The following is a 12,825-nucleotide window of genomic DNA, read 5'->3' as shown; positions in this document are numbered from 1 at the left end:
AAATTCAATTAGTTAAAATTGGAAAATGAGATAAGGAAACTTGAATGGGGGTTATATTATGGCGAATAAAGTACCGTTTTCGTTCATAGTAGTTATTGGATTAATGTTATTTGCACTATTTTTTGGAGCGGGAAATTTAATTTTCCCAGCGATGCTTGGTCAATCAGCAGGAGAGAATGTATGGATTGCTAACGCTGGATTTTTAGTAACTGGTGTTGGATTACCATTACTAGGTGTGCTAGCATTTGGTTTTTCAGGTAAAGATGATTTGCAGTCGTTAGCTAGTCGTGCTCACCCAGTGTTTGGGATTGTGTTTACAACAGTTTTATACTTAGCGATTGGTCCGTTATTTGCAATACCGAGAACAGGAAATGTTTCTTATGAAATTGGTCTTAAACCGTTTATGCCAGAAGGAGTAGGTTCTACACCTTTAATTCTTTTCACAATTATATTCTTTAGTATCACTTGTTTTTTTTCGCTAAATCCCGCGAAAATTGTCGATATTGTTGGAAAAATCTTAACACCAATTAAGTTGACTTTCATCGGTATTTTAGTAATCGTTGCTTTTATACATCCGATTGGAGATATGCAAGCACCAGTGGAAGCTTATACATCACATGCATTCTTTAAAGGATTCCAAGAAGGATATTTAACGATGGATACGCTTGCATCATTCGTATTCGGGATTATCATTATCAATGCTATTAAAGAAAAAGGTGCGAAAACGAAAACACAAATTATGGTCGTTTGTGCAAAAGCGACAATTATTGCAGCATCTATTTTAGCAATTATCTATACAGCACTTTCTTATATGGGTGCTTCAAGTGTTGCAAAGCTTGGACATTTAGAGAACGGCGGAGAAGTATTAGCGAAAGTTTCTAACTACTATTTCGGATCATATGGCGGAGTATTATTAGGATTAATGATTACAGTAGCTTGTTTAACAACTAGTGTGGGACTTGTATCAGCATGTTCTTCATTCTTCCATAAGTTATTCCCAAATGTTCCTTACAAAGCAATTGCAATCACGCTATGTGTATTTAGTGCAATTGTTGCAAATGTAGGATTAACACAGTTAATCGCAGTTTCTGTTCCAGTATTAACAGCAATTTATCCACTAGCAATCGTATTGATTTTCTTAACATTCTTCCATTCATTATTCAAAGGAAGAGCTGAAGTTTATCAAGTGAGCTTAATCGTAACATTTATCATCAGCTTATTCGATGGATTAAGTGCAGCTGGAGTTAACATTGAAGTAGTAAGCCAAGTGTTCACTAAATTCCTTCCGATGCAGGAAGTAGGATTAGGCTGGATCTTCCCAGCGATTATCGGTGGATTTATCGGATATGGACTTAGCATTTTAAAAGTGAAAAACCAAGTTCAACCAGCAACTAGAGCGGATAAGAAAATAGGTTAAATAAAAAAAGTTATAGAACTTGTTTCTATAGCTTTTTTTGTTACTATTAATAATGAGAAAAAATAAAGTGGTAGGGGAAATAAAATGAAAAAAACAATTGATCATATCGGAATCGCAGTTCGTGATATAGATAGTACGATACGTTTTTATGAAAATGTGTTACTAGGAACTTTAATAGATCGTTACGTAAGTGAAGCTCCTGGTGTGGAAAGCGAAGTAGCCATTCTTGAAGTGGATGGAGATAGAATTGAATTACTTGCACCGACGAATAATACGACATCTCCAATTGCCCGTTTTATTAAACAAAAAGGTAAAGGTGTTCATCACGTTGCGTATCGTGTCGATGATTTAGATGTGGCTCTAGAAGAGTTAAAAGAACAAGGTATTCGGACATTAGAGCATACACTACGCATTAATAAGCACGGTAGAAGGTTAATTTATCTTAACCCAGCGGATACTGAAGGAACGATTATCGAGTATTGTGATTATCCGGAAGAGAAATAGAAGAGGGATATTTTTTTAAAGGTGTTACGTAATAACGTAATACCTTTTTATTTATGTATTTCACATTTTCTTCACAAATGATTCACGATAACTTTTCTTCTTTGATAACTTACATAAATATATTTTATGATATAATAACAATCGACTTTAAAAATGTAAGTTGTATCTATCATGATAGTTACTATTATATTGGAAGTTTAGAGATGGAAGAGAAATAAAGAGTTATACTTTCTAGAAGTTTATATTTAATCAGGTTAATATTTTGCCCAGAATCAAACTTTGGAAGTTAAAGTAATGAAAATAGAGCAATGAGGAAGAAAGAAGTGAAATGAGTGTGAAAGTAATGAAAAGGTTAGGGACATTGTTATTACTTGTGTGTGTGCTTATCATATTGATCCCGCAAAGTGCATCTGCTCATGCGTACGTTGTGAAATCAAACCCTACTGAAAATGAAACATTGAAGAAAGCACCATCTGTTGTAAAAATCGAATTCGATGAGGACATACAAGTTTCACGTTTTAATACATTGTACGTGAGAGATACATCAGGTAAAAGGGTCGATTTAAAAGATGCTCATATTGATAAAAAAAATAAAAAACTATTAGAAGCCGGATTAAAAGAAAACCTCAAAAATGGTCTCTACTCTATTCAGTGGAAAGCTATTTCAGCTGATGGACATCCAATTCAAGGGGTTATTCCATTCCGTATTGGATTAGCGGAAGCGGAAACAGACGATGTACAAGTGGAAGAGATGGGGTATGTTCCGCAAATTGATATGATCATGGAACGTGGAATTTTATATACAAGTTTCTCACTATTTATAGGAGTGCTATTCTTTAATCTTATTATGTATAAAGGGAATGCAACCTCGGTTCGATCAAGGAGTAAGAACATAATATGGATTTCCTTATTAGGGATATTTACTAGCTTGTTATTCAATCTACCACTGCAAGCGAAAATAAATGCTGATGTTTCATGGCTAGAAGCATTCAATCCTTTACTATTAAAAGAAACGTTACAGCTTTCTGTTTTTAGTTATGTTTGGATTACTCAAATGGTTCTCATTAGTTCGCTTATAATCGTTACGTATTTTGCGATGAGGCGTGAGAAGCTATCGTCTTTTAAAGTATGGAGTATTCCAATAGTGCTGTTTATTGGAATACTTGTTATGAAAGCATTTAATAGTCACGCATATGGTTTAAAGTTTAAAGATATTGCTGTTGTTATGGATTTTTTACATTTATTCGCAGCTTCATTATGGATTGGTGGTTTATCGTCTATTATTCTTCTGTTACGTAAAGAGGATAACAAATGGAATATGTATTGGGATATGATTAAGCGTTTTTCACCGTGGGCAACATGCGCTGTCATTGTGATTTTAATAACAGGTCTTTTTAACAGTACATTTTTTATTCCAACAATCCACTCGTTATTTGATACGAAGTATGGATTAGCTTTACTAGCAAAGATACTTTTATTCGTTTTCATGGGGATATTGGGAATTATTCATTATGTGAAAGGGAAAATGAGAGCGGAGCAAGGATTAGGTGCTACGGTGAAAGTAGAGTTTATCATTGGAATTATCATTTTCGTCATCGTAGCTTTTATGACAAACGTACAAACACCACCGATGCCTCCTACTGGACCTTTTACAGAGAGTAAACAATTAGATAATGGATATGAAATGACGCTAAATGTAAGTCCTAATAGAGTAGGACAAAATATATTCCATATTACTTTAAAGGATGAGAACGGACAACCCGTTACTGATATGGAACAAATTATATTAACGACTCAATCGTTAGATATGAATATGGGAAAAGGATCATTTAAAGTTTCGGCAGTTTCACCGGGAGAATATGAAGCAGAAGGTATGTATATTAACATGACAGGAAACTGGAATATACAAGTACATGGATTAACGAAATCGCTTGATAGCTTCGATACGGATTATAAATTTATTGTAGGTGGCAGATAAAGTGAAACTTTAAGCAGCCCTCATCAATTGGGCTACCCGGCGAATAGCGGGATAAAGAGTAGGTATAGATAAAAAGGAGCTAATTGAAAATGGAACGTATAAAAAAATTAGGAACAACAATGATCGCAACAGCAATTACAATGGGAATGTTTTCGTTACCTGTTAGTGCGCACGTTACTGTGAAGCCAGCAACTTCTGACATCGGTTCTTGGGAGACTTACACGATAAAAGTACCAGTTGAAAAGAATATAGCAACAACAAAAGTTACACTGAAAATACCGTCTGGTGTGGAATTCCAACAGTATGAACCAGTGCCAGGGTGGAAAATGGAAGAGCAGAAAGATAATGCCGGAAAAGTGAAAACTGTAGTATGGGAAGCAATAGGAGAAGGGATTTTACCCGGTCAGTTCCAGCGATTTACTTTCGTCGCTAAAAATCCGGATAAAGAACAAAAAATAGCTTGGGATGCATATCAACAATATAAAGACGGAGAAATTGTTGAATGGACAGGCGATGAGAAAGCTGAAAAACCGCATTCACTTACTACAATTGCAAAAGGTACGTCATTAACAGGAGAACATGGTGAAGTATCTAATGTAGAAAAGAATGAAGGTACTAGTAATATGCAGTTGATAGCAATTGTTTTATCTATTTTGGCAATTGTATCTTCGGTAGGTGCGTGTGTTTTTGTAGTGCGTCGTAAAAAATAAGATATAAAAAAGAGCCTACAAATAGTAGGCTCTTTCTCATATTTATTTCACTTCAACCTGCTGCCTTACAGCAAGTGTTTTCGGCTTTATATTTACAAAACAAATGCTCACAACAATAAATAATAGGCCAATAAATAAGCTCATTGTAATGGCTTCATGTAAGAAGATTGAACTTACAATAATAGCGATAAGGGGAATAAGGAATGTATAAGCCCCTACTTTACTCGCTTCACCAGCTCCAACGAGTGTGAAGTATGCAAGCCACCCCATTGCAATAACAAAGAATGAAATAAAGAGTAGTACACTAACAAATGGCATACTCCAAGCAATACTAGACCAACTTTCAAATTCTGAGCCAAATCCGATTAAACAAAGACCACCGATAAGAAGCTGAATTGTTACCATCCAAATGGCATTCACACGGTGACCAGTCTTCTTAATGAATACTGTGCCAAGTGCCCAGCCAATAGCGCATCCTAACGCGAGAAGGATTCCAATAACAGAAATATGTCCTGTTAAACTGCTTGAGCTAATAACACCTACACCAATAAATCCGAGAACAAGCCCGAAAATTTTCAAGCCGTACATTGATTCTTCAAGCCATATCCACGAGAAAATACCGAGTAAAACTGGTTGTAGAAATACAATGGCGGAAAATAACCCAGCAGGCATATATTGAAGACCAACAGTTTGTAACCCGTAAAATATAATGATGTTAAGTAAAGAAGAAATAACGTATAAATGCCACGTTTCTTTTAAATGTAATTCTTTATATTTGGGTAGAGCGAAAAGGAGTAAAATGAATCCTCCAATTAAAGTTCGAACGCCTGCAAATAAAACGGGTGGTGTATAATGCAGGGCAAACTTAGATAAAGGCCAATTGATTCCCCACATGAAAACGAGAAAGGTAAGGATTATGGCCGTCTTAGTTCGAGAAAGCTGTGTCACGGTAAGACCTCCTTGTTGTTATTCATTTCACTATGATATGATATCGAATGTAATAAATAAAATGAATCTTTTTTATAAGGAGTATAAGTGATTAGTTATGACTATTACACAACTGCAAGTATTAATAAAAACTATTGAGTTAGGTAGTTTTACGAAGGCTGCCAGGGTGTTAAATATGACGCAGCCAGCTGTAAGTCATGCCATTTCAAGTATTGAGTCAGAGTTAGGAGTTACGATTCTTATACGTGATAAACGACAAGGATTACTCGTTACGGATGTAGGAAACAGAATTCTTGTACATATTAGAGAGATTTTGAACGGTGTAGAGAAGATTGAACAAGAAGTTGCGATGGAGAAAGGACACGAAGTGGGGACGATTCGAATTGGGAGTTTTCCGAGTGCTTCTGCACATTTCTTACCGAAAATGATAAACCATTTTAAGGAGAAGTATCCGAGCTTAGAGGTCGTTCTTTGTGAAGGAACAATTAAAGAAGTTGAAGATTGGTTAATATCGAGGGTTGTTGATATAGGAATTGTTATTTTGCCTAATAAAGAGATGGAGATTGTCCCGTTAACGAAGGGAAAAATGGTTGCTATCTTAAGAGAGGATCATCCTCTTTGTAAGAAGGACTCTATTACAATTCGTGATTTGGAGAATGAACCGATCATATTATGTAAGGGCGGATACGAACCACCCATCATTGATATGTTTAAACAAGCCAACGTACCACTTCGGGCTGAGTATGTAATTTCTACCGTTACTACAGCTTTAAATATGATTCAAGAAGGATTAGGCATTGCAATATTAGCTGAATTATCTTTAACGAATTTACCACAGAATGTGCAAACGAGAGAATTAGAACCGCAAGTATGGAGAGAAATTGCTTTAGCTGTTCCTTCATTAAAGGATTCTTCAATCGCTGTACAGCTATTTATTGAAGAATTTCAAGCGCTATGTGCAGAATAAAAAGGGGTGTCTCATATATCATAATGGGGCACTTTTTAATTTACTTATAAAAAATCTATGAAAAGGATTGACTTATTTTTTAGTTGTAACTATAATGATTACATCGAGGTGGTGATTACGATGAAAATTAGTAGCCGCTTTTCCATAGCTGTTCATATTTTATCTATTTAAAAAAACAATCCATCTTCACTTTGTACTTCAGACTATATGGCTGAGAGTGTCAATACAAATCCAGTAGTCATTCGTAAAATCATGTCGTACTTGAAACAAGCTGGCTTTGTTTACGTAAATCGTGGACCGGGTGGCGCGGGATTACTAAAGGATTTACATGAAATCACATTGTTAGATGTGTATCATGCAGTGAACGTAGTCGAAGAAGACAAGCTATTTCATATTCACGAGCAACCGAATCCAGATTGTCCAATTGGGGCGAATATTCAAGCGGTGTTAGAAATTATTTTAATTCAAGCACAATCCGCGATGGAAGAAGTTTTGAGAAATATTACGATGGGGCAGTTGTTTGAAACTTTGCAAGAAAAAATGAATGCTTAAATAATATTTATATTTTTTTATCATTAATGTAACTGATTTGATTACAACGATAAGGTAAGGTGTAAAAGTTATGACTGTAAAAATGAAAGTATACTCAGATTTTATATGTCCGTTTTGTTTTTTAGCAAAAGGTCCATTAGATGAGGTAGCGAAAGAGAAAGATGTAGAGATTGAATGGATGCCATTTGAATTACGTCCAAGTCCATATTCAAAAATAGATCCATGGAATGAACCAGAAAAATTAGGTTCATGGGATGCTTTCATTCTTCCGACAGCGAAGAAGTTAGGAATTGATATGCGCTTGCCACGTGTTTCACCACATCCATATACACATTTAGCTTTCGAAGGATGTCAATTTGCGAAAGAACGTGGACTAGGTAATGAGTATCATCACCGCGTATTCACAGCATTTTTCCAAGAAGAGCAAAACATTGAAGATATTGATGTGTTAACAAAATTAGCGGTAGAAGTAGGACTTCCTGAGGCGGAATTTAAAGATGCTTTAGTAACTCGTAAATATAAAGAAAAGCATCAAGAAGCAATTCAACACGCATATGATGAAGCGAATATTATGGCTGTTCCAACTGTCATGATTGGAGATGAAGTCATTCAAGGGCTTGCTAGTAAAGAAACACTAGAAAGGGTCATTGATAAAGAAATTGAAAAGGATAAAACAAATTCATTTGAAGGTATGCAATGTAATACCGATGGATATTGCTAATTCGCTTGTTATGAAATAATAAAATAAATTATAAAACAAACATTTGGAGGAATTAAAATGTCAGCAACTACAACAAACTTAAAAGAAGCAATCGTGAACCGCCGTTCAATTCGTAAAGTAACAAAAAACGATGCAATTACGAAAGAAAGAATTGAAGAAGTGTTAAAAACAGCTTTACACGCACCAACATCTTTCAATATGCAAAGTGGTCGTATGGTTGTATTAATGGATGGAGAGCATGAAAAGTTTTGGGATATCGTTAAAGAAACACTAAGAGCACGCGTACCAGCAGAAAACTTTGAAGCGACTGTAGAAAGACTAAAAGGCTTCCATGCAGGTGTAGGAACAGTTCTATTCTTTGAAGATCAAGCAACTGTAGAAAAAATGCAAGAAAATGCCCCATTATACAAAGATCAGTTTCCATTCTGGTCTCATCAAGGAAATGCGATGTTACAACATACTGTGTGGATGCTATTATCTGCTGAAGGAATTGGGGCGTCATTACAACATTACAACCCAATCGTAGATGCTGAAGTGAAAGAAACTTGGAACATTCCGGCAGAGTGGAGCTTAGTAGGTCAAATGCCATTTGGTGAACCAAACGAACAACCAGCAGAAAGAACGTTCTTGCCTACTGAAGATGTAGTGAAATTTTATTAAGAAATACAATATGTAACGAGAAGGAAGCTGTGCTTAAAAACAGCTTCCTTTTTTGTAGTGGTGTTAATTTATGCGCATTTAGGGAAGAAATATAAGAAATAATACGGTGAGAAGGGAATTAGAAAAATGAATGATGAGAAAAAATATACAGTGGTAGGTACTGATGTTGAGGAAGTAAAGCGTTTAAATAAAAATTCAGGATTAACGTATAATCAAGTGAAAGAAATGTTAGCAAAGCAAATGCAAAAAAAGAAGTAATTAGATTGAAACCTTTCATTTTTTCATTTAGCATTTTGATTGGAGAGAGTTAAGTAAAAGGTAACTCTCTTTTTTGTATAGCTAAGCATCTTATAGAGTGGAGGAAGCAACATGAAGAAATGGGTAAAGGTAACGCTGTCTATCACTGGAGGCATTGTCTTATTAGCGTGTGCCGGCGGATATTACGTGTATAAAAATTATTTTCCAAAGGAACCTGAGCGTATTGTATATGATAAAGAAAGAGTGCTACAACCGATACATAATCAGCTTAAAGGAATCAATATAGAAAATGTAAAGATAAAAGAAAGAGAAGTCGTAAATGCGACTGTAGATGAGCTTCAAAAAATGATTGATGATGGAAAGTTGTCATATGAAGAATTAACGAGTATTTATCTCTTTAGAATACAAGAACATGATCAAAATGGAATAACATTAAATTCTGTTACAGAGATAAATCCTAATGCGATGGAAGAAGCAAGAAAGTTAGATCAAGAGCGGGGTAGAAACAAAAATTCGAATTTATATGGTATTCCTGTCGTTGTAAAAGATAATGTACAGACGGAAAAAGTGATGCCGACTAGTGCAGGAACTTATGTATTAAAAGATTGGATTGCAGATCAAGACGCAACAATTGTGAAGCAGTTGAAAGAAGAAGGAGCATTTGTTTTAGGAAAAGCGAATATGTCTGAGTGGGCGAACTATTTATCTTTTACAATGCCAAGCGGGTATAGCGGGAAGAAAGGACAAAATTTAAACCCGTACGGTCCGATTACATTCGATACTTCAGGATCAAGTTCAGGATCTGCTACAGTAGTTGCAGCAGATTTTGCGCCGCTTGCAATTGGAACAGAAACGACGGGATCGATTGTTGCACCAGCGGCGCAGCAATCAGTAGTTGGGTTACGTCCATCTTTAGGTATGGTAAGTAGAACAGGAATTATTCCATTAGCTGAAACTCTTGATACAGCAGGACCTATGGCAAGAACAGTAAAAGATGTAGCAACGTTATTTAATGCAATGATAGGTTATGACGAAAAAGATGTTATGACAGAAAAAATGAAAGATAAAGAAAGAATTGATTATACAAAGGATTTATCAATAGATGGATTAAAAGGGAAAAAGATAGGGCTTCTTTTTTCTGTAGACCAACAAGATGAAAATAGAAAAATAGTAGTAGAAAAAATTAGAAAAGACCTTCAAGATGCAGGTGCGATATTAACTGATAATATCCAGTTAAGTGCTGAGGGTGTAGATAATTTGCAAACATTAGAATATGAGTTCAAGCATAATGTAAACGACTATCTTTCACAGCAAAAGAATGTACCGGTAAAATCGTTAGAAGAGATTATAGCGTTTAATAAAAAGGATAGTAAAAGACGAATAAAATACGGACAAACATTAATTGAAGGGTCTGAAAAATCTGCTATAACGAAAGAAGAGTTTGAAAACGTAGTGCAAACGAGTCAAGAAAATGCAAGAAAAGAGCTAGATAGGTATTTAGTAGAAAAAGGTTTGGATGCTCTAGTTATGATTAATAACGATGAAGTCCTTCTATCAGCTGTAGCTGGTTATCCGGAATTAGCGGTTCCTGCTGGATATGATAAAAATGGAGAACCAATCGGTGTAGTGTTTGTAGGGAAACAGTTTGGTGAAAAAGAGCTTTTCAATATTGGATATGCGTATGAACAGCAGTCCAAAAATAGAAAATCACCTAGTTTATAAAAGATTATATGAAAAATAACTGCCACCGAAATTATGTTGGTGGATTCCAGTTAAACGAATCTAACAATATGAAAAGAAAAAAAGGATTCTTCTCAATTAGTAAGAAAGATTGTCTATAGGAGTTCATAAAATGTAATATATTCAATTTCCATCCATTGAAGGGGGAGGTTAATTCTTAATGAATGAAGTAAAGAGTTTTTTTCGAAGTAGAGGGTTTCAACGGTTTCTCGTTTTAATAATAGTAGCGCTTGTATTATACGCATTAAAAAGTATGATTAATTTAATATTAATTACGTTTATACTGACGTTTTTAATGGATCGATTTCAACGTTTTATTTCAAGAAAATTGAAAGTAAACCGGAAAATTGTTATTGCATGTTTATATATAATACTAGTTTCCTTTATAGGCACCACATTATATAAATATTTACCTGTGCTGACGATACAAATTTCACAATTAATTTATCAATTTAAACTGTTTTTTCAAAATCCACCTGATAATGAAATCGTTAAATATGCACTTTCGACAATTAATGGGATGGAAGTATCAAAATATATAGAACAAGGTGTAGACGTCATATATCAATCAATAGCAAATATAGGGAAGGTAAGTTTACAAATATTATTATCTCTAATTTTAAGCTTATTTTTCTTATTAGAAAAAGAGCGTATTATTACATTTACATCAAAGTTTAAAGATAGTAAGTTAAAAATCTTTTATGAAGAAATTGCATATTTTGGTGAAAGATTTGCAAGATCGTTCGGCAAAGTAATTGAGGCTCAGTTTTTAATTGCCGTTGTAAATTGTATTCTTACTGTCATTGCATTAATCGTTTTAGGATTTCCACAGCTACTTGTATTAGCTGTTATGATTTTCTTACTAGGGTTGATTCCTGTTGCAGGTGTGATTATTTCTTTGTTTCCACTTTGTATCATTGCTTACAACGTAGGCGGAGTTATGTACGTAGTATACATACTCGTATTCATAACAGTAATTCATGCTCTTGAAAGTTATTTTTTAAATCCGAAGTTTATGTCTGCAAAAACAAATTTACCAATATTCTACACATTTATGATTCTTATCTTCTCAGAGCATTTCCTTGGAATATGGGGGCTTATTATCGGGATACCAATCTTTATCTTTTTATTAGATGTACTTGATATAAATAATGAGGATGCGACTAAAAAATAAGAAATGATAGAAAATCACTAAAAAGTCATAGGAGATAATGAAAATAAAAAGCAATCCAAAATAAATTGGATTGCTTTTTATCTTAATTAAAGAACCGGAGCCATTGTTTCTTTCAATACTTGAACAGAGTGGTCGAATTTTAATTCTTCATCTTCACTTAATTCAACCTCTAAAATTTCACGAACACCGCCGCGATTTAAAACAGCAGGTACCCCGATATAAACATCTTTTTGACCGTATTGACCTTCTAAGTAAGCTGATACAGTTAATACACTATTTTCGTCGTTTAAAATTGCTTTTGTAACACGTAGAAGTGACATACCGATACCATAATAAGTTGCGCCTTTACGCTCAATAATATGGTAAGCTGCATCACGGACGTTTATGAAAATTTTGTCTAAATCTTCTTGATTATACGTGTTGTCTTTTTCAAGCAGTGTTTGTAGTTTTTGGATACCAACGGAAACATGGCTCCAAACTGGAAGTTCAGTATCGCCGTGTTCTCCGATAATATAAGCGTGAATGTTGTGTGGACCAATATCGAAGTACTCACCTAACATATAGCGGAAACGAGCAGAATCAAGCGTTGTACCAGAACCGATTACACGTTCTTTCGGTAAACCAGATTCTTTCCAAGTTACGTAAGTTAAAATATCTACAGGGTTTGTTGCGATTAAGAAGATGCCATCAAATCCGCTATCCATAATACTGCGAACGATTTGTTTGAAGATTTTAGCGTTTTTCTCAACTAAATCTAAACGTGTTTCGCCTGGTTTTTGTGGTAATCCAGCTGTAATAACTACAAGGTCAGCATCTTTACAATCTTCGTAGCTGCCTTTCCATACTCTAGTTGGAGCTGGTGCGAATGGAACAGCATGACTTAAGTCCATTGCTTCCCCTTCAGCTTTTGCCTCATTTACATCGACTAAAACAAATTCTTCAGCTACAGCCTGGTTAATCATGCAGTAAGCATAACTACATCCAACTGCTCCTGTTCCTACTAATACAACACGGTTAATACCTTTTTTCATTTCAAAATTCCTCGCAATTTCATTGATTTTATTATGTAAGATAATACGTCTTACTTCTATAGAGTCATATCTAGTTTATTACATTTTATAAAAGATATTCAAGTATTTGAAAATGTATCCGTGCAAATCCGCGAACAAAACATAGGAATTCAGTGAACCGAATAT

Annotated in this window: 12 protein-coding genes and 1 pseudogene; 11 read left to right on the top strand and 2 right to left on the bottom strand. The window is 34.8% G+C overall.

Going from position 1 to position 12,825, the window contains the following annotated elements; translation table 11 throughout:
- Positions 1–58 precede the first annotated feature (58 nt).
- The 4 genes from brnQ (at position 59) to BLT20_RS13365 (ending at position 4,609) form a co-directional block, all read left to right on the top strand.
- Positions 59–1,417: a branched-chain amino acid transport system II carrier protein gene (brnQ, locus tag BLT20_RS13380; RefSeq protein ID WP_001284786.1), complete on the top strand. Its 1,359-nt coding sequence runs from the start codon at positions 59–61 to the stop codon at positions 1,415–1,417.
- Positions 1,418–1,501: 84 nt separating this feature from the next.
- Complete coding sequence (locus BLT20_RS13375) at positions 1,502–1,921, top strand: VOC family protein (protein WP_000750850.1); 420 nt, start codon at positions 1,502–1,504, stop codon at positions 1,919–1,921.
- A 328-nt stretch (positions 1,922–2,249) separates the two neighbouring features.
- The gene (locus tag BLT20_RS13370) at positions 2,250–3,899 is read left to right on the top strand and encodes a copper resistance CopC/CopD family protein (RefSeq protein ID WP_000114308.1); all 1,650 of its coding nucleotides are present in this window, start codon (positions 2,250–2,252) and stop codon (positions 3,897–3,899) included.
- Positions 3,900–3,988: 89 nt separating this feature from the next.
- The gene (locus BLT20_RS13365; RefSeq protein WP_000439685.1) at positions 3,989–4,609 is read left to right on the top strand and encodes a YcnI family copper-binding membrane protein; all 621 of its coding nucleotides are present in this window, start codon (positions 3,989–3,991) and stop codon (positions 4,607–4,609) included.
- 42 nt (positions 4,610–4,651) lie between these two features.
- Here BLT20_RS13365 and BLT20_RS13360 read toward each other — a convergent pair whose 3' ends face one another.
- Positions 4,652–5,557, bottom strand: a complete 906-nt coding sequence (locus tag BLT20_RS13360) for a DMT family transporter (protein WP_000192812.1) — start codon at positions 5,555–5,557, stop codon at positions 4,652–4,654.
- A gap of 97 nt (positions 5,558–5,654) precedes the next feature.
- On the opposite strand from BLT20_RS13360, the gene BLT20_RS13355 reads away from it, so the two are divergent.
- The 7 genes and pseudogenes from BLT20_RS13355 (at position 5,655) to BLT20_RS13325 (ending at position 11,629) form a co-directional block, all read left to right on the top strand.
- Entirely contained in the window at positions 5,655–6,524 is an 870-nt protein-coding gene (locus BLT20_RS13355; RefSeq protein WP_073339731.1) for a LysR family transcriptional regulator, read from the top strand.
- 120 nt (positions 6,525–6,644) lie between these two features.
- Positions 6,645–7,076: pseudogene (locus BLT20_RS13350) on the top strand (Rrf2 family transcriptional regulator).
- 70 nt (positions 7,077–7,146) lie between these two features.
- Positions 7,147–7,797: a DsbA family oxidoreductase gene (locus BLT20_RS13345; RefSeq protein ID WP_000216673.1), complete on the top strand. Its 651-nt coding sequence runs from the start codon at positions 7,147–7,149 to the stop codon at positions 7,795–7,797.
- Positions 7,798–7,854: 57 nt separating this feature from the next.
- Entirely contained in the window at positions 7,855–8,457 is a 603-nt protein-coding gene (locus tag BLT20_RS13340) for a nitroreductase family protein (RefSeq protein ID WP_001277021.1), read from the top strand.
- Positions 8,458–8,583: 126 nt separating this feature from the next.
- Positions 8,584–8,715: a hypothetical protein gene (locus BLT20_RS31045; protein WP_000997344.1), complete on the top strand. Its 132-nt coding sequence runs from the start codon at positions 8,584–8,586 to the stop codon at positions 8,713–8,715.
- Positions 8,716–8,826: 111 nt separating this feature from the next.
- Positions 8,827–10,437, top strand: coding sequence for an amidase family protein (locus BLT20_RS13330; protein ID WP_000759478.1), 1,611 nt, complete (start codon positions 8,827–8,829; stop codon positions 10,435–10,437).
- Between the two features lie 178 nt (positions 10,438–10,615).
- On the top strand, positions 10,616–11,629 hold the full coding sequence (locus tag BLT20_RS13325) for an AI-2E family transporter (protein ID WP_001006597.1): 1,014 nt from the start codon (positions 10,616–10,618) through the stop codon (positions 11,627–11,629).
- 86 nt (positions 11,630–11,715) lie between these two features.
- On the opposite strand, the gene BLT20_RS13320 is transcribed toward BLT20_RS13325, so the two are convergent.
- Positions 11,716–12,660, bottom strand: coding sequence for an L-lactate dehydrogenase (locus tag BLT20_RS13320; RefSeq protein WP_000715321.1), 945 nt, complete (start codon positions 12,658–12,660; stop codon positions 11,716–11,718).
- Between the last annotated feature and the right edge of the window lie 165 nt (positions 12,661–12,825).

Origin of the sequence: Bacillus sp. cl96, assembly GCF_900100505.1 — a bacterium.
Lineage (GTDB): Bacteria > Bacillota > Bacilli > Bacillales > Bacillaceae_G > Bacillus_A > Bacillus_A cereus.
This window is presented reverse-complemented; position numbering and strand designations above follow the sequence as displayed.